Source organism: Streptomyces sp. NPDC088923, from assembly GCF_044749745.1.
Taxonomy (GTDB): domain Bacteria; phylum Actinomycetota; class Actinomycetes; order Streptomycetales; family Streptomycetaceae; genus Streptomyces.
In genome coordinates this window covers 164143-181411 of sequence record NZ_JBIVIO010000009.1, presented here as the reverse complement: position 1 = coordinate 181411, position 17269 = coordinate 164143, and the positions used below count along the sequence as shown (strand labels likewise).

Annotated in this window: 15 protein-coding genes, 2 tRNA genes and 1 pseudogene; 7 read left to right on the top strand and 11 right to left on the bottom strand. The window is 73.1% G+C overall.

What is annotated here, in order from left to right; translation table 11 throughout:
• Positions 1–149 precede the first annotated feature (149 nt).
• Positions 150–980, bottom strand: coding sequence for a hypothetical protein (locus ACIP4O_RS27340; protein WP_401578441.1), 831 nt, complete (start codon positions 978–980; stop codon positions 150–152).
• 233 nt (positions 981–1213) lie between these two features.
• On the opposite strand from ACIP4O_RS27340, the gene ACIP4O_RS27335 reads away from it, so the two are divergent.
• Both ACIP4O_RS27335 and ACIP4O_RS27330 read left to right on the top strand, forming a co-directional pair.
• Positions 1214–2341: a Leu/Phe/Val dehydrogenase gene (locus ACIP4O_RS27335; protein ID WP_401578439.1), complete on the top strand. Its 1128-nt coding sequence runs from the start codon at positions 1214–1216 to the stop codon at positions 2339–2341.
• Positions 2342–2658: 317 nt separating this feature from the next.
• Complete coding sequence (locus ACIP4O_RS27330) at positions 2659–2916, top strand: DUF3073 domain-containing protein (protein ID WP_007824221.1); 258 nt, start codon at positions 2659–2661, stop codon at positions 2914–2916.
• Positions 2917–3135: 219 nt separating this feature from the next.
• Here the strand turns inward: ACIP4O_RS27330 and purM are convergent, their stop codons facing one another.
• The 3 genes and pseudogenes from purM to ACIP4O_RS27315 form a co-directional block, all read right to left on the bottom strand.
• Positions 3136–4215, bottom strand: a complete 1080-nt coding sequence (gene purM / locus ACIP4O_RS27325; protein WP_361329581.1) for a phosphoribosylformylglycinamidine cyclo-ligase — start codon at positions 4213–4215, stop codon at positions 3136–3138.
• Positions 4216–4405: 190 nt separating this feature from the next.
• A complete protein-coding gene (gene purF / locus ACIP4O_RS27320; protein WP_401578436.1) occupies positions 4406–5935 on the bottom strand; it encodes an amidophosphoribosyltransferase in 1530 nt (509 codons plus the stop codon).
• A gap of 257 nt (positions 5936–6192) precedes the next feature.
• A pseudogene (locus ACIP4O_RS27315) lies at positions 6193–6795 on the bottom strand (alpha/beta fold hydrolase); the annotation flags it as partial.
• A 19-nt stretch (positions 6796–6814) separates the two neighbouring features.
• On the opposite strand from ACIP4O_RS27315, the gene ACIP4O_RS27310 reads away from it, so the two are divergent.
• Positions 6815–7120: a BTAD domain-containing putative transcriptional regulator gene (locus ACIP4O_RS27310; RefSeq protein ID WP_401578434.1), complete on the top strand. Its 306-nt coding sequence runs from the start codon at positions 6815–6817 to the stop codon at positions 7118–7120.
• Between the two features lie 270 nt (positions 7121–7390).
• On the opposite strand, the gene ACIP4O_RS27305 is transcribed toward ACIP4O_RS27310, so the two are convergent.
• From ACIP4O_RS27305 to ACIP4O_RS27290, 4 genes are all read right to left on the bottom strand, one after another.
• Positions 7391–8194 (bottom strand): sterol carrier family protein, encoded by an 804-nt coding sequence (locus ACIP4O_RS27305; RefSeq protein ID WP_401578432.1) that lies wholly within the window; start codon positions 8192–8194, stop codon positions 7391–7393.
• 264 nt (positions 8195–8458) lie between these two features.
• Positions 8459–9511 carry a methyltransferase gene (locus tag ACIP4O_RS27300; protein ID WP_401578431.1) on the bottom strand — a complete coding sequence of 351 codons (1053 nt, stop codon included), beginning with the start codon at positions 9509–9511 and terminating at the stop codon, positions 8459–8461.
• A gap of 87 nt (positions 9512–9598) precedes the next feature.
• A complete protein-coding gene (locus tag ACIP4O_RS27295; protein WP_401578429.1) occupies positions 9599–10264 on the bottom strand; it encodes an SAM-dependent methyltransferase in 666 nt (221 codons plus the stop codon).
• Between the two features lie 41 nt (positions 10265–10305).
• On the bottom strand, positions 10306–10977 hold the full coding sequence (locus ACIP4O_RS27290) for a TetR/AcrR family transcriptional regulator (RefSeq protein ID WP_401578428.1): 672 nt from the start codon (positions 10975–10977) through the stop codon (positions 10306–10308).
• Between the two features lie 159 nt (positions 10978–11136).
• Between ACIP4O_RS27290 and ACIP4O_RS27285 the strand changes: the two genes are divergently transcribed.
• Positions 11137–12747, top strand: a complete 1611-nt coding sequence (locus ACIP4O_RS27285; protein WP_401578426.1) for an MFS transporter — start codon at positions 11137–11139, stop codon at positions 12745–12747.
• Between the two features lie 104 nt (positions 12748–12851).
• Here ACIP4O_RS27285 and purL read toward each other — a convergent pair whose 3' ends face one another.
• The 3 genes from purL to purS are packed head-to-tail and all read right to left on the bottom strand — an operon-like array spanning position 12852 to position 16044.
• On the bottom strand, positions 12852–15125 hold the full coding sequence (gene purL / locus ACIP4O_RS27280) for a phosphoribosylformylglycinamidine synthase subunit PurL (protein ID WP_401578424.1): 2274 nt from the start codon (positions 15123–15125) through the stop codon (positions 12852–12854).
• On the bottom strand, positions 15122–15802 hold the full coding sequence (gene purQ / locus ACIP4O_RS27275; RefSeq protein WP_009067540.1) for a phosphoribosylformylglycinamidine synthase subunit PurQ: 681 nt from the start codon (positions 15800–15802) through the stop codon (positions 15122–15124). Before purQ ends, purL begins: the two co-directional genes overlap by 4 nt.
• Positions 15799–16044, bottom strand: coding sequence for a phosphoribosylformylglycinamidine synthase subunit PurS (gene purS, locus ACIP4O_RS27270; RefSeq protein ID WP_164284237.1), 246 nt, complete (start codon positions 16042–16044; stop codon positions 15799–15801). Before purS ends, purQ begins: the two co-directional genes overlap by 4 nt.
• A gap of 453 nt (positions 16045–16497) precedes the next feature.
• On the opposite strand from purS, the gene ACIP4O_RS27265 reads away from it, so the two are divergent.
• The 3 genes from ACIP4O_RS27265 to ACIP4O_RS27255 all read left to right on the top strand — a co-directional run bounded on the left by ACIP4O_RS27265 (position 16498) and on the right by ACIP4O_RS27255 (position 17213).
• Complete coding sequence (locus ACIP4O_RS27265) at positions 16498–16815, top strand: Lsr2 family protein (RefSeq protein WP_007824243.1); 318 nt, start codon at positions 16498–16500, stop codon at positions 16813–16815.
• 188 nt (positions 16816–17003) lie between these two features.
• A tRNA-Gly gene (locus tag ACIP4O_RS27260) sits at positions 17004–17075 on the top strand.
• 65 nt (positions 17076–17140) lie between these two features.
• A tRNA-Gly gene (locus tag ACIP4O_RS27255) sits at positions 17141–17213 on the top strand.
• Positions 17214–17269: the final 56 nt, after the last annotated feature.

Below are 17269 nucleotides of genomic sequence, written 5' to 3'. Positions count from 1 at the left end.
CGCCGAGCCGGACGAACCCGTCAACTCCCCTGCACGCGGATGGACTCGGAAGGGTTCACGGCGTACGCCGGAGCGAAGGGCACGCAGCGGCCGAGCGGGAACCGGCGCGAGCCCGCGCCCAGGCCGGCGGGCCCGGAGCCCTTTGGCCCTCAGTTCGCGAACTGCCGCTCGCGCACCGCGCGCCACCGCTCCACGAGCCGCCCGTACGCCTCCCCTGCCGCCTCCGGCTCGTCGTCCCGCAGCCCCCCGAGCGCCGCCGCCATGTCGGCGGCCGAGTGGTCCTCGTCCAGCCCTTCCGCCGTCAGCGCGTGGACGAGCCCGCCGTAGTCGAGTTCGACGAGCGAGCGCGGGTGGAAGTCCTCCAGCCAGCTGCCCACGTCGATGAGCCCGTCGACGAGCGCGCCCTCCTCGACCGTGTCCCGCAGCGCCTTGAGCCCGCGCGCGACGCGGCGGCGGGCCTCGACCATGGGGGTGCGGTAGCGGAGCCGGGGCGGTTCGGGCCGCCACTCGCGCTCGGCGTCGGCGACGAGCGCGAACCAGCTCAACGGGACCTGCCAGCGGCCCGTGCGAATCCAGGGCCGCGCGTCCGGATTCCGGGTGAGCCACCGATCAAAATCAGCCATCGCCTGCTTGCGCACGACCTCCGGCAGCGCGGCGTCCAGCACCGGGGCCGGCAGCTCCTCCGCCAGGTTGCCCAGCGCCTGCCAGCCCCGCAGGCGGGTCCGCCAGGGGCACACGCACACGACCCCGTCCACCTCGGCGACGAAGGCGTCGCCGCTCTCGTGGACCGGCACGGGGATCGGCGGAGTGGGCAGCAGGTCGGCGAGCGAGCGGCGCAACTCGTCCTGGCACGAAGGGAGTTCGGCGCTCTGTGCGTACCGCTCCCAGTATTCGCGCTCGGCCCCGGGGAAAGCGGCGAGCGGCTCGTAGACACGGAGGTAGGCGGCGTACGGGACGCTCAGCGAGGACACCTTGGGCACGCTTCCTCCCTCCCCGGTCCCGAGCGGGGAAAACCCGCGCGACGTCACCGTCCCGCCCATCGTGCCACGCACGCCTCTCACCCTCCCGGGTGATCCCCGCCACGTCCCGCCCGGGGCGGCCCCGTACGTCCTACGCTCATGCCGGACCGTCCCCACCACCCTCGCGGGGCGGGACGTTCGCCACCGCACACGCGCGGCGGCGCAAGCGACTTCACGATCGAGGAGTCACCACAGTGACCGATACGGACAACGGCGTTCTGCACGGCCTCTTCCACCCCGAGACCACCTCGGGCGACGCCGGCGGGCACGAGCAGGTCGTGCTCTGGCAGGACCGCGCGAGCGGTCTCAAGGCGATCATCGCCGTCCACTCCACCGCGCTCGGGCCCGCGCTCGGCGGCACCCGTTTCCACGCCTACGCGAACGAGGCCGACGCGCTCGCCGACGCGCTGCGGCTCTCGCGCGGCATGTCGTACAAGAACGCGATGGCGGGGCTGCGGCAGGGCGGCGGCAAGGCCGTCATCATCGGCGACCCCGCGCGCGACAAGACGGAGGACCTCCTCCTCGCCTACGGCCGCGCGGTCGCCTCGCTCGGTGGCCGCTACGTGACCGCCTGCGACGTCGGCACGTACGTCGCCGACATGGACGTCGTCGCCCGCACCAACCCGTGGACGACGGGCCGCTCCCCCGAGAACGGTGGCGCGGGCGACTCCTCGGTACTCACCGCCTACGGCGTCTTCCAGGGGATGCGGGCCGGGGCCGCCGAACTGTGGGGCGCGCCCACGCTGGCCGGGCGGACGGTCGGGATCGCGGGGATCGGCAAGGTCGGCCGCTACCTCGTGGACCACCTCGTCGAGGACGGGGCCGAGGTCGTCGTGACGGACGTGCGCGAGGCGGCGGTACGGGACGTGGCCGCGCGGCACGCGGGGCGGGTCCGGGTCGTCGCGGACACGGGGACGCTGATCCGTACGGAGGGGCTCGACGTCTACGCGCCGTGCGCGCTCGGCGGCGCGCTGAACGACGAGAGCGTCCCCGCCCTGACCGCTCGCCTCGTCTGCGGAGCCGCGAACAACCAGCTCGCCCACCCAGGCGTCGAGAAGGACCTCGCGGACCGGGGAATCCTGTACGCCCCCGACTACGTGGTGAACGCGGGGGGTGTCATCCAGGTGGCGGCGGAGCAGGGCGGCGGCTTCGACTTCGAGCAGTGCAAGGCCAAGACGGCGAACATCTTCGAAACGGTGCGGGAAGTGTTCGCGACCGCGAAGGCGGACGGCGTGCCGCCGGCGGTGGCGGCCGATCGCATCGCGGAGGAGCGGATGCGGGTGGGGGCGGCGATGGTGCCGGCGCCCTCGTCAGCGGGGTGACCTCGCGGGGCTCCGCCCCGGACCCCGCTCCTCAAACGCCGGAGGAGCTACCAGTACTCGCGTCGAGACGGAACTCACCCCGTACGGCGGGTCGCCCGTCCAGATAAGGCTAAAATCGGCGTTGACCAGCGATGACGGTCACCCGTACCGCCCTCTCGACGGCCCCGCCGTCACGGGCGGCGTACCGGATGCCCGTCGAAGCAGGTACCGTGGAACCACTACGGGCACGGCCTCTCATCACGGAGTGCCGTCCCTGATACATGAACGCGTGTCAAGACTCTGGGGCCGTCGAGCCCCGTCACCGAGGGGGTCGAGCCATGGGGCGCGGCCGGGCCAAGGCCAAGCAGACGAAGGTCGCCCGCCAGCTGAAGTACAACAGCGGCGGGACTGACCTCTCGCGTCTGGCCAACGAGCTGGGCGCTTCGACGTCGAGTCAGCCTCCGAACGGCAAGCCGTTCGAGGACGACGAGGAAGACGACCCGTACGCGCAGTACGCGGATCGTTACGACGCCGACGACGACGAGGATGAAGCGGACGGGCAGTCTCCGTCCTCCTCCCGCCACCACGACGCTTGACCTCGCGGTCTCGCGGTACCCGGTCCGGGCTACGACCCGGACCGGGTTTACTGCTGTCCCCGAGCGGTAGCGGCGACGCTTCGTAGCCGGCGGTAACGGCACGGTCGTCCCGTACGTCGTGGTGGTGGAACAACACCGAGAGCAGCACCGTGGGCGCGGCGGCGCGCGACGGCACCCGGGTCTCCGGGTGTGCCGTCGTGCGACCGTCGCGCCCGTGTGTCACTTCGCGTACTCCCCGACGAGGGCCGCGCCCTCGCTGTGCTCGCCGCGCGCGAGGACCTCTCCGGCGACCCAGGCGTCCAGGCCCCGGTCGGCGAGGGTCGCGAGCGCGGGTTCGACGGCCTCGGCGGGTACCGCGGCGATCATGCCGACGCCCATGTTGAGGGTCTTCTCCAGCTCCTCGCGGGCCACGTCGCCCGTCCGGCCCACGAGGTCGAAGACGGGTGCGGGCGCCCAGGTGGTGCGGTCGAGTCGCGCGTGCAGGTGGTCCGGGATGACGCGGGCGAGGTTCGCCGCGAGCCCGCCGCCCGTGATGTGCGAGAAGGCGTGGACCTCACTCGTACGGAGCAGGGCGAGGCAGTCGAGCGAGTAGATCTTCGTCGGCTCCAGGAGCTCTTCGCCGAGCGTGCGCCCGAAGTCCTCGAAGCGGCGGTCGAGCGAGAGGCCGCCCCGGTCCAGGAGGACGTGCCGGACGAGCGAGTAGCCGTTGGAGTGCAGGCCCGAGGAGGCCATGGCGATCAGGACGTCGCCCTCGCGGACGCGGTCCGCGCCGAGGACGCGATCGGCCTCGACCGCTCCCGTACCGGCACCGGCGACGTCGAAGTCGTCCGCGCCGAGCAGCCCCGGGTGCTCGGCGGTCTCGCCGCCGACGAGGGCGCAGCCCGCGAGGACGCAGCCCTCGGCGATGCCCTTGACGATGGCGGCGACGCGCTCGGGGTGGACCTTGCCGACGCAGATGTAGTCGGTCATGAAGAGCGGCTCGGCCCCGCAGACGACGATGTCGTCCATGACCATCGCGACGAGGTCGTGGCCGATGGTGTCGTAGACGCCGAGCTGCCGGGCGAGGTCGACCTTGGTGCCGACGCCGTCGGTCGCCGAAGCGAGCAGGGGGCGCTCGAAGCGCTTGAGCGCGGAGGCGTCGAAGAGCCCGGCGAAGCCGCCGAGACCGCCGACGGCCTCGGGGCGGGTGGCCTTGGCGACCCACTTCTTCATGAGCTCGACGGCGAGGTCACCGGCCTCGATGTCGACACCCGCCGACTTGTACGAGGCGCCGGTGGGCTGGGCGGGGGTGGGAGACATGTGTGTTCAGGTCTTTCGTCTGCGGGGCGGCGGCGGTTCTCCGCGCGGGGCTGTGGTCACGGGTCACGCGTACGCGCGGCGCGGGGCCGCCGGGGTACGGGCGGGTGCGGGCGTACGGGGGTGGGCGGGCCCGCGCCCTCGGTGGCGGGACACGGGCCTCTCGGACCCGTACCCCGCCACCTCGCCCGGCTCAGGGCCGGCGCAGGGCCTCGGTGGCGGCGGGCTCGGCGACCCCGGCGGCCAGTTCGGTCTCCAGGAGCTGCTTGCCGAGCAGCTCGGGGTCCGGCAGCTCCATCGGGTACTCGCCGTCGAAGCAGGCGCGGCAGAGCCGGTCCTTCGGGATCGTCGTCGCCTCGATCATCGCGTCCGTCGAGATGTACGAGAGCGAGTCGGCGCCGAGCGAGGCGCCGATCTCGTCGGGGGTCATCCCGTTGGCGATCAGCTCGGCGCGGGTCGCGAAGTCGATGCCGAAGAAGCACGGCCACTTCACGGGCGGCGAGGAGATCCGCACGTGCACCTCGGCGGCCCCGGCCTCGCGGAGCATCCGGACGAGGGCGCGCTGCGTGTTGCCGCGCACGATCGAGTCGTCCACGACGATCAGGCGCTTGCCCCGGATGACTTCCTTGAGCGGGTTGAGCTTGAGGCGGATGCCGAGCTGGCGGATGGTCTGCGAGGGCTGGATGAAGGTGCGGCCCACGTAGGCGTTCTTCACCAGGCCGTTGCCGAAGGGGATGCCGCTCTCCTCGGCGTAGCCGATCGCGGCGGGCGTGCCGGACTCCGGTGTCGCTATCACCAGGTCGGCCTCGACGGGGGCCTCGCGCGCGAGGCGGCGGCCCATCTCGACGCGGCTGAGGTAGACGTTGCGCCCGGCGATGTCGGTGTCGGGGCGTGCCAGGTAGACGTACTCGAAGACGCAGCCCTTGGGCCTGGCCTCGGCGAAGCGGCTCGTGCGCAGGCCGTTCTCGTCGATCGCGACCATTTCGCCCGGCTCGATCTCGCGGACGAAGCTCGCGCCGCAGATGTCGAGCGCGGCGGACTCGCTCGCGACGACCCAGCCGCGCTCCAGGCGGCCGAGGACGAGCGGGCGGATGCCCTGCGGGTCGCGGGCCGCGTAGAGCGTGTTCTCGTCCATGAAGACGAGCGAGAAGGCGCCCTTGACGTGCGGGAGGACGCGCGGGGCGGCCTCTTCCACGGTGAGCGGGGTGCCGTCCTGGTCCGTCTGCCCGGCGAGGAGCGCGGTGACGAGGTCGGTGTCGTTGGTCGCGGCGACCTGGGTCGCGCGGCCGTTCTCCTTGGGGAGGGCCGCGACGAGCTCGGCGAGCCGCGCGGTGTTCACGAGGTTGCCGTTGTGGCCCAGGGCGATCGAGCCGTGCGCGGTCGCGCGGAAGGTGGGCTGCGCGTTCTCCCACACGGAGGCACCGGTGGTCGAGTAGCGCGCGTGCCCCACGGCGATGTGGCCCTGGAGCGAGCTGAGGGAGGTCTCGTCGAAGACCTGGGAGACGAGGCCCATGTCCTTGAAGACGAGGATCTGGGAGCCGTTGCTGACCGCGATACCCGCGGATTCCTGGCCCCGGTGTTGGAGGGCGTACAGCCCGAAGTAGGTGAGCTTGGCGACCTCTTCGCCCGGAGCCCAGACACCGAAGACGCCGCAAGCGTCCTGGGGGCCCTTCTCGCCCGGGAGGAGATCGTGATTAAGGAGTCCGTCACCACGTACTGGCACGCCTTCGAGTGTAGGGGAGGTCGTGCACTGGTCCGAATTGGGGACGGGGTCACTCCGCCGGGCGCGGGTGGTTCGACCTGCGAAGACGGTGCTTCACCGGGGGCGGCGGCGGCCCGTCGGCGGGGCTTGGCGGGCCGGTGATCCCGCAGGTGGGAGGGGGTCTACGCGCGGGGGTACGGGGGTGGCGGCGCGCGGTGGGGGGCGGGGGGCGGACGGGAGCGCGCGGGTGTGCGGTGTCTCACGTCGCCCCCGCGCCCTCAGCCGCGGGCGAGCAGTTCCCGCAGCGCCTTCGCCACCTCGTGCGGGGCCTCCTCCGCCATGAAGTGCCCCGCGTCCGTCGTGCGGTGGACGAGGTCGGGGGCCCAGGCCCGCCACACGGCGTCCGCGTCGTAGCCGAGCGCCGCGCCCCAGTCCTGCTGGAGGACGGTGACGGGCATCGTGAGGCGGTTGCGCGCCGCGCGGTCGGCGCGGTCGTGCTCCGTGTCGATGCCGGCGGACGCGCGGTAGCCGGCGACGATCGAGGGCACGGCGGCGCGGCTCGCGGCGAGGTACTCGGCGCGGATCTCGGCGGCGAAGGGGCTCTTGGCCCAGGCGTCGAGGAAGTACCCGAAGAAGGCGTCGGCGCTCGCGGCGATCATGGCCTCGGGCAGGCCGGGGGGCTGCGCCATGAGGTAGAGGTGGAAGCCGACGGCCGCGCTCGTGCCGCGCATCGCCTCTTAGGAGTCGAGGATCGGCAGGACGTCGAGGCAGAGCAGGTGGCTCACGGCCTCCGGGTGGTCGAGACCGGCACGGTAGGCGACGAGGGCGCCCCTGTCGTGGCCCGCGAGGGCGAAGCGCTCGTCGCCGAGGGCGTGCGCGAGGTGGGGGGCGGCACGGGCCGTGCCGGACCTGGGGGAGTCGCATCCGAAGCGGGAGGAGGGCTGGCGGCTGCTCGCTCTGGCGCTGTACCGCTCGGACCGTCAGGCGGAGGCCCTGTCCGCCGTGCGCCGGGCGCGGCGGACGCTCGACGCCCGGCTGGGGACGGAGCCGGGGGCGCGGCTGTCCCGCCTGGAGGAGGACATGCTCCGCCAGGCGGCCTACCTCGACCCGGCCCCGGTGGGCGGCGGGCAGGTGTGGGCGCGGGCGAACGGGAGGCGGCGCGGCGGGCGCTGGCGGGCGTGCCGGAACCACCGGGGGATCACCTGACGGGGGTGTTGCGGGGCATGGTGGCGGAGGCGGGGCGGGTCCTGGGGTGGGCCCCGGGGTCGGAGGGCTCGTGGGGGCGGGCAGCGGGGTGGTCGCGCTGGGGCCACCGTAGAAGTGCGCGCCGGACGACCCGGGGGCCGAAACGCGGAATCCCGCAGGCGAGTTGGCCCATCCCTGTGGAGCCCCAGCAGGCGGGCGGCTGTCGCCCGAAAGACGGAACCGGCGCCCACCACGAGGTGGACGCCGGTGCGGGGCGGGGTGCGGGGGCGCTCAGCCCAGCAGGGGCAAGTACGGGGAGAGGTCGGCCCGTTCGCCGCTCGCGCTGACGCGGGCGGCGGCGCGTTCGCTCGCCCAGTCGGTGCGGCCCGTGGCGAGGCGGACCCAGCTGAGCGGGTCGGTCTCGACGACGTTGGGCGGGGTGCCGCGCGTGTGGCGGGGGCCCTCGACGCACTGGACGACGGCGTACGGCGGCACGCGTACCTCCGTCGACGCTCCGGGCACGTGGGCGGCGAGCGCGTCGGCGAGCAGGCGCGTGCAGGCGGCGAGCGCCTGCCGGTCGAGGGGCACCTCGCGCCCGGTCGCGCGCGCCAAGTCATCGCTGTGCACGACGAGTTCGACGCAACGGGTGACGAGGAAGTCACCGAGGGCCATGGGCCCGGCCGGGGCGGCGACGAGCCGCCCGGGGAGCGCTCCGTCGAGCACCCGGTCGGCGCGCGTCGCGATCTCGGCGAGCCAGTCGTCGAGCGCGGCGCGGCCCGCGAGCCCGGCGGCCCGCTCCCGTACCCGCTCCTCGTTGAGCGCGGCCCGCGTGATGGTGGTGAACGGCCAGTCGGTGAGGGCTACTTGGGGTTCTGTCGGCGGCTCCGCCTCGACCGCGCGGGTCACCGACTCCAGGGTGAGCCCGAGGTGCGTGACAAGTTCCGCGACGGTCCATTCCCCGAGGCCCGAGGGCAGCGCGAGCTCCTTCTCGCCGAGCCCGCGCACAGCCGCTCGGGCGAGCCCGTACTGAGCGAAGAGCGCGGTGCTCGTCTTCCGGAAGTCATAGGTGCGGGGGCGGCGCTTGGCGGGTGGCATGGGACGAGCGTAGGCGGTCCGTGGCACCTGCCGCGCCGTGCGGCCGCAGGAGGCCGGGCGGCCGGGCCGGGAGGGTGTGCGGGCGCGGCACGGCTGGGCTCCGGCCGCCCTTCTCGCGTCGGCCGGAGCCCTCGGGCCGTTCTCGGGTGCGGGGGTCGCTCCCCGGCGAAGGCGATGACGGGCAGCCCGGTGTACAGCGGCCCCCCCGGGGACCGCCGAGTTGGTCCATCGTCGTCGGCCGGGGGTTCTACCCGGTCCGGGCGTTCACGCCGCCACTCCCTCGACGACCGAGACGAGCGAGGCCGAGGGCGTCACGCCCACGAGCCGCAGGCCCGCTGCCTCGAACAGCTCGGCGAACTCGGCGCGTTCGCGTTCACGTCCGCCGTTGGAGAGGGTCAGCATGTTGAGGTCCATGAGCGGCGGAAGCCCGCGCGACTCCTGCGGATCGATGACGAGTTCGGTGACGAGGACACGGCCGCCGGGCCGCAGTCCCGCGCGGCAGTTGCGCAGAATCCGGACGGCGGTCTCGTCGTCCCAGTCGTGCAGCACGTACTTGAGCAGGTAGACGTCGGCGGGCGGCACGACGTCGAGGAAGTCCCCGGCGACGAACGTGAAGCGCTCGGAGAGCCCGGCCGCCGCCGCCGACTCCTCCGCCGCCTTGGCCAGGTGCGGCAGCTCCAGCACGGCTCCGCGCAGGGCGGGGTGCCGGGACATGAGGGTCTGGACGAAGGCGCCGGCCGCCCCGCCGACGTCCATGACGGTCTCGTCCCCCCGGAGCGTGATGACGTCCGCGAGGTCGTCGGCGACGCCCCGGGTCATCGCCGACATGGCCGCCGCGAAGCGCGTCCCCTCCTCCTCGTGCGCGGCGAAGTAGGTGAACAGGTCCTCGCCGAAGACGGCTTCGGACTGCGCCCGCCCGGTCCGCACGGCTTCCGGGAGCAGGCCCCACGGCTGCCAGTGCGAGGTCATGCCGCCCCACAGGGCCAGGTCGCGCAGCGAGCCGGGCCGGTCGGCCCGCAGGGTGTCGAGGAGGGGCGTCGCGGCGTACCGCTCGCCGTCCTCGGTGGTGACGAGGCCGAGGGCGTCGCAGCCGCGCAGGAAACGCCTGGTCGCCGCGGGGTCGAGGGCCGCGGTACGGGCCAGTTCCGCCGCCGTGCGCGGGCCCTGGCCGAGGTGTTCGGCGAGCCGCAGCTCGGCCGCCGTGCGGGCGAGCTGCGTCGCCCAGTAGCCGGTGATCATCTGGAACATGCGCCCGGTCTCGTCCGGGGCGGCCTCCGGCGAGCCCGCCGGAGTCAGTGGGCGTTGGTAGAGGGTCACGCGTACTCCTCTGACGGGGACGGACTCTTTGAGAGCGGGTGCCCCCCAACTCGCCCCGTACGGCTGCGACTTCTCCTCCGCCTTCCGTCAGCCGGCCCGCTCCTCACGCTCCGCCAGCACGTCGTACCCGACGAAGCGGAACATCGGCGCGTCCGGTGGCGGCGGCGGGACCGCGGGACCGGTGCGGCGGTGGGCAGCTACCGCCTGGCGGACGTCGGGGGTCGAGAGGCGCTCGCGCGTGAAGCCGCGGGCTTCGAGCCAGGCGCAGACGCGCGGGACGCGGTCGGGAGCCTTGCGGTTACGGGTCCACACGAGCGTGCCGCCGGGCGCGCACAGGCGCGAGACCCGGTCCACGGCGTCCTCCATGCCCTCGTCCGCCACGTTGCCGAGCACCCCGCACAGCAGGACGAGCGCGGCAGGGACCACGTCCGCGTAGTTCCGTACGAGCGCCGCGTCCCCCGTCACCACCTCGACCTGCCCGCCGAGCCCGAGCCCCTCCGCCGCCGCCCGTGCCGCCGCCGTGTTGCGCGGGTCGCGTTCGACGAGGCGCGCGCGGACGTCGGCGCGGCGGGGGTGGTCCGCGAGGACGCCGAGCAGGTCGTGGCCCTGCCCCGCGCACACGCTCACGGCCTTGATCTCGCCGGGCGGCGCCACGTCGAGCACCTCCGCGATCCGCGCGCGCACGGTCCGCAGGCGCAGCGCGAGCACGGAGTCCGGGTCGTCGTACACACGGTGCCAGTCATGCCAGTCCATGCGCGGACGGTAGAACGCCGGGGCGGCCGCTGTCCCGCGCTTTACGTACGCGGCACGTCGCCCTGCGTGTCCGTACGCCGCGTGTCCACGCACCGCCCGAAGTCCCCGAGCCCCGCCTCCAGTTGGCCGAAGGCCCGCTCGGCGAGCGCGAGCCCGTCCGCGATGACGCGCTTCACCTCGGTCCCCGCGAGCAGGCCGCGGAAGTTGCGGCCCACGAGCGTGTGCCACACCGCGAGGATCTGCGCGGCGGCGAGCGAGGAGCCCGCCTCGTCCCCCGTCGCCTCCGTCAGCTCCGCCGCGAGCGCCCGCTCGGAGAGCCCGCGCAGCACGAGCACCCGGGCCAGGAGCGGCGGCGTCGAGGCGATGAGCCCTTGAAGGCGCAGCACGACGGGCAGAGCGCTGCCGCCGAGCGAGGCGTCGCCGGAGGCGAGCGCCGCGAGGTACGTGCGGCGCAGCGCGGCCACCGCCGACTCGCCGGGCGCCCGCTCCCGTACCGCGCGCGCGGCGTCCTCGACGTGCTCCTGGAGCGGCTGGAGGACCAGGTCCTCCTTGCTGCCGAAGTGGTTGAAGACGGTCATCTTGGAGAACCCGGCCGCCTCCGCGATCTCCGCGACCGACACCGCGTCGAAACCGCGCGCGGCGAAGAGATCGAGCGCCACCTCGCGCAGCTTCCGCCGCGTCTCCGCCTTCTTCCGCTCCCGCAGGCTGCTCATGCCGCGCACGGTACCAGCGGCCCGCACGGCGAACGGACCTGCTGTTTCCCGGCCACGGGCACCCCACAGTCAGCATTGACTCAGATAAAACATTGACTCGGTATACGTAAATGCGCCATCCTCGGCTCGTCGGCGTCCGTCCACCCCCGAGGAGTCCCCGTGCCAGCCCCGCCGCCCTCCCCTCCGTCCCGGTTCCGCCTCGTCCCGGTGCTCTGCCTCGTCACGATCGTCCTGGCCGTCCTGGACTCGAACATCGTCTCGGCCGCCGCCGTCCCGCTCGTCCGCGATCTCGACCCCGAGGGCGGCCTCGCCAAGGTCCCCTGGCTCGTCACCGCCTTCCAGCTCGCCGCCACCGCCGCGCTCCCCCTCTACGGGAAGCTCTGCGACACCCTCGGCGCCAAGCGGGTCTTCCTCGGAGCGCTCGGCGTCTTCCTGCTCGGCTCCGCGCTGTGCGGCTTCGCCCAGTCGATGCCCCAGCTCCTCGCGTTCCGCGCCCTCCAGGGGATCGGCGGCGGCGGGCTCATGAGCATCACGCTCGTCGTGCTCCGGCTCTCGGCACTCGCCCGCACGGAGCCGGCACCCGCCCCCACCGCGGCCACCCCCACCGCGCCCGCCCCCACCGCGGCCACCCCTGCCTCAGCCGCCCCCGCCGGAACCACCCCCGCCCCGCCCTCCCCGCGCGGTGCCGGAGCAGGTGGCCTGGTCGCCGGGGCGGGGATGGCGCTCGGCCCGTGGGTCGGCGGGGCGCTGACCGAGCACCTCTCGTGGCGGTGGATCTTCTGGGTCAACCTGCCCCTCGGCCTCGCCGTCCTGCTCACCGCCGCCGCCGTCCTGCGTCTGCCGGACCGTCCCGAGCGCCGCCGCGTCGACTACGCGGGCGCCGCGCTCGCCGCCGCCTTCACCTCGGCGCTCCTGCTCACGCTCGAATGGGGCGGGGGGCGCTGGCCCTGGCTCGCCCCGCAGACCCTCGCGCTCGCGGCGGCGACCCTCGTCCTCCTCGCGCTCTTCCTGTGGCGGCAGGCGACCGCGCCCGAACCGGTGCTCCCGCTGACCCTGTTCCGGCCGCGCGCCCTGCGCCTCGGCTTCGCCGTGCAGTTGCTCCTCGGCATCGGGCTCACCTCGGCGATCGTGCAGGTCATGCTCTACCTCCAGGTCGCGCGCGGCCTCGACTCCGCGAGCGCCGGGCTCTTCCTGCTCCCCATGGCGGCCGGCATGACGGTCTCGGGCCTGCTCTCGCAGCGGTACGCGACCGGGCGCACCCGGCTCCCGCTCGCCCTCGGCACCTCCGGCGCCGCCCTCGGTCTCGCTCTGCTCGCCACCTCGACCGCGCACACGTCCGCGTGGGCCACGCGGGGCGCGCTCTCCGTCCTGGGCTGCGGTTTCGGGCTCCTCGTCGGTCAGCTCATCCAGTACGCGCAGGACACGGCGCCCGCCGGCCTCCTCGGCGTCACGACGACGGCGGCGCGCTTCTTCCAGACCCTCGGCGGCGCGGCGGGCGCGGCCCTCAGCGGCGTGCTCCTCACCCGTCTCACCGGGCTCGACGGGGCGGCGGCGCGCGGCCACGACCCCTCGACCGCCGTCCCGGGAGCGGCGCTCTCCTTCACGGGCGGCGTCGACACCGTCTTCGCGTGCCTCGCGGCCCTCATGCTCCTCGCGACGGCACTCGTGCTGCGCCTCCCGGCCCCCCGGCGCCCGGAGGCGGTCCCGGGAACACCGGAGCCCCTGCCCGGTCGCGGGGACCGGGCAGGGGCTCGGGAGAGCGTCGACTGACGCGCGTACGGCGGCCGTCCAAGCCGGTACGGGGGCAAGCGACGCGCGTACGGGGGCGGGGCGGTCGCGCCACCAGCGCGCGACCGCCCCCGTACGTGAGGGACTCAGGCCAGCAGGCCCGGCACCGTACCCTCGTGGATCTCGCGCAGCTCGGCCAGCGAGAGCGCGAACTCGCCCTGCACCTCGACCGCTTCGCCGTCCACGACGCCGATCCGGGTCGCGGGCAGGCCGCGCGCACCGCACATGTCCGTGAAGCGCAGCTCCTCGCTCCTCGGCACGGCGACGACCGCGCGGCCGGCCGACTCCGAGAAGAGGAACGTGAAGGCGTCCAGGCCCTCGGGCACGACGAGCCGCGCCCCGTTGCCGCCGAGCAGCGCCGACTCGACGACGGAGGTGATCAGGCCGCCGTCCGAGAGGTCGTGCGCCGCGTCGATCATGCCGTCGCGCGAGGCCGAGATCAGGATGTCGCCGAGCAGCCGCTCGCGCTCCAGGTCGACCGCCGGGGGCAGCCCGCCCAGGTGCTCGTGGATCACCTCGGACCACGCCGAGCCGCCGAACTCCTCCTTGGTGTCCCCGAGGAGGTACAGGAGCTGCCCCTGCTCCGCGAAGGCGACCGGGGTGCGCCGGGCCACGTCGTCGATGACGCCGAGAACGGCGACGACGGGCGTCGGGTGGATCGCCACGTCACCGGTCTGGTTGTAGAGCGAGACGTTCCCGCCGGTCACCGGGGTGCCGAGCTGGAGGCAGCCGTCCGCGAGCCCGCGCACGGCCTCCGAGAACTGCCACATGACCGCTGGGTCCTCGGGCGAACCGAAGTTGAGGCAGTCCGAGACGGCGAGCGGACGCGCGCCGGTCGTCGCCACGTTGCGGTACGCCTCCGCGAGCGCGAGCTGCGCGCCCGTGTACGGGTCGAGCTTCGCGTACCGGCCGTTGCCGTCCGTCGCGAGGGCGACCCCGAGGCCGCTCTCGTCGTCCACGCGGATCATGCCGGAGTCCTCCGGCTGCGCGAGGACGGTGTTGCCCTGCACGTACCGGTCGTACTGGTCCGTGATCCACGCCTTCGACGCCTGGTTCGGCGAGCCGAGGACCCGCTTGACCTGCTCCTTCAGCTCGGCGGACGAGGCCGGGCGCGGGAGCTTGTTCGCGTCGTCCGCCTGGAGCGCGTCCTGCCACTCGGGGCGCGCGAGGGGGCGCTCGTAGACCGGGCCGTCGTGCGCGACCGTGCGCGGGTCGACGTCGACGATCTTCTCTCCGTGCCAGAAGATCTCCAGCCGGTCCCCGTCGGTGACCTCGCCGACGACCGTCGCGATGACGTCCCACTTCTCGCAGATCGCGAGGAAGCGCTCGACCTTCTCCGGCTCCACGACGGCGCACATGCGCTCCTGCGACTCGCTCATGAGGATCTCCTCGGGCGAGAGCGTGGAGTCGCGCAGCGGGACGTCGTCGAGGACGACCGTCATGCCGCCGGAGCCGTTGGAGGCCAGCTCGGAGGTCGCGCAGGAGAGCCCGGCCGCGCCGAGGTCCTGGATGCCGACGACGAGCTTCTCGGCGAAGGCTTCGAGCGTGCACTCGATGAGCAGCTTCTCCTGGAAGGGGTCCCCGACCTGCACGGCCGGGCGCTTGCTCGGCTTCGTCCCCGCGGCGTCAGCCGCTGATGTATCCGTGAAGGTCTCGCTCGCGAGGATCGAGGCGCCGCCGATGCCGTCGCCGCCCGTGCGGGCCCCGTACAGGATGACCTTGTTGCCCGCGCCCGACGCCTTCGCGAGGTGGATGTCCTCGTGGCGCATGACGCCGACGGCGCCCGCGTTGACGAGCGGGTTGCCCTGGTAGCAGGCGTCGAAGACGACCTCGCCACCGATGTTCGGCAGGCCGAGGCAGTTGCCGTAGCCGCCGATCCCGGCGACGACGCCGGGCAGCACGCGCTTGGTGTCGGGGTGGTCGGCCGCGCCGAAGCGCAGCGGGTCCACGACGGCGACCGGGCGCGCGCCCATCGCGATGATGTCGCGGACGATGCCGCCGACACCGGTCGCGGCGCCCTGGTAGGGCTCGACGTAGGAGGGGTGGTTGTGCGACTCGACCTTGAAGGTCACCGCGTACCCCTGGCCGACGTCGACGACGCCCGCGTTCTCGCCGATGCCGACGAGCATCGCGTCGGACTGCGGGGCCTTCTCGCCGAACTGCTTGAGGTGCACCTTGCTGCTCTTGTACGAGCAGTGCTCCGACCACATCACCGAGTACATCGCCAGCTCGGCGCCCGTGGGCCTGCGGCCCAGGATCTCGCGGACCCGCAGGTACTCGTCCTCCTTGAGGCCGAGCTCCTTCCACGGCAGCGGCGTTTCCGGGGTCGCGGCCGCGTTCTCGACCGTGTCCAGGCTCATGCGGAGACCAGCTTCCTCAGGATCGAGGTGAAGAACCCGAGGCCGTCCGTGCCACCGCTGCCGATGAGCGGTTCCACGGCGTGCTCGGGATGCGGCATGAGGCCCACGACGTTGCCGGCCTCGTTGGTCACGCCCGCGATGTCGCGCAGCGAGCCGTTCGGGTTCGTGTCCACGTAGCGGAAGACGACCCGCCCCTCGGCCTCCAGGGCGTCGAGGGTGCGCTCGTCGGCCGTGTAGCGGCCGTCCATGTTCTTGAGCGGAATGCGGATCTCCTGACCCGCCGTGAACTCGGTGGTCCACGCGGTGCCCGCGTTCTCCACGCGGAGCTTCTGCTCGCGGCACACGAAACGCATACGGTCGTTCTGGAGCATCGCGCCGGGCAACAGGTGCGCCTCGGTGAGGACCTGGAATCCGTTGCAGATACCGAGGACAGGCATTCCGGACTTCGCCTCGGCGATCACGGATTCCATGACCGGCGAGAAGCGCGAGATCGCGCCCGCGCGCAGATAGTCGCCGTAGCTGAATCCCCCGGGCAGGACCACCGCGTCGACCTGCTTCAGGTCCTTGTCGCGGTGCCACAGCGGAACGGCTTCCGCGCCCGCGATCCGCACCGCGCGCTGCGTGTCACGGTCATCGAGGGTGCCGGGAAAAGTAACGACCCCAATACGTGCCGTCACGATTCCACCTTTACCACGAAGTCCTCGATCACCGTGTTGGCGAGGAAGGTCTCGGCCATCTCGTGGACCCGCGCGAGCACGGCGTCGTCCACCTCGCCGTCCACTTCGAGTTCGAATCGCTTTCCCTGACGCACGTCGGCGATCCCCTCGAAGCCGAGGCGCGGCAGCGCACGCTGCACCGCCTGTCCCTGGGGGTCGAGGATCTCCGGCTTGAGCATGACGTCGACTACGACGCGTGCCACGGGCACTCCCGGTGTGTGGTGCTTCGTTGAGCTTGTCCGTTCAGCGTACCGGGCCGGAATTTCTACGCGGGTAGAGCGGAAGTGGATCACTTACGGGGAGTAGCGACCTCCGCCACCGCCCGGCAGGCGCGCACCCATGCGCCTGTGGCGGTACTCACACGAGAAGTCGCCCGCCCCGGAAAATCCGTGCGCATATACAGGGTGGCAATGCCCGCGACCGCCACCGGAACACCCACGGGAACACGCGGCAGAACTCCTTAAGGACTTCCCCACTCCGCACCCCGGCCTGTAAAAAGGAATCGGCCGGAAAAGACATTCGGTAAAAGTGCGTACGGGCACGCATGATCCCGTACGCCCCACCGCGTGCGCAGGGCCGCGCCCCGACCGGGAGCGCGGAACTCCGGCCGTGTACAGGTCGGGCGGCGGGAGCCGCCGACGAAAGGACCGATATTCGTGGCGCAGCGTGTCGTGGTCACTCTTTACGACGACACCGACGGCAAGGAAGCGGCGGAAACCGTCACTTTCGGGCTCGACGGCAAGTCGTACGAGATCGACCTGAGCCAGGCCAACGCGGAGAAACTGCGCAAGGCGCTGGAGCCCTTCGTGGCCGCAGGCCGCAAACGCTCCTCCTCGGGCCGCGCCTACCGGCGCACCTCCGTGGCGGCCGACCCCGCCGCCGTCCGCGCCTGGGCCAGGTCGCACCAGATGGACGTGCCGCAGCGCGGGCGCATCCCGAAGAAGGTCCTTGAGGAGTTCGAAGCGGCCAACTGAGGCGGGCGCCGGGGCGTGAGCCCCGGTGGTACGGGGATGGGCGGGGCGCCGGCCCCTCACGTCCCGCCCGCCCCCGTACCCCCCTCCTGACGGCCCGTCGCCCTCGATTTGCGCTCCACCCCGGGTGATCGGCTAAAGTCTGGAGCACGCCGAAGGGAACGGGCCGAAAGGCCGGAACCCGGAGCCGCGCGGGTGTAGTTCAGTAGTAGAACACCCCCTTTCCAAGGGGGAGGCGCAGTGTGCGATCCCTGTCACCCGCTCTGCACCGCTCTACCGTGAGGTAGGGTGGTCACCGCACCGCACGACGCGAGTCGTGGGCGCATCCGCGGACGTAGCTCAGTTGGTAGAGCGCAACCTTGCCAAGGTTGAGGTCGCCAGTTCGAACCTGGTCGTCCGCTCAGCGAAAGGCCCCCCGGAAACGGGGGGCCTTCTTCGTGTCCCCGGAATCGGGGGC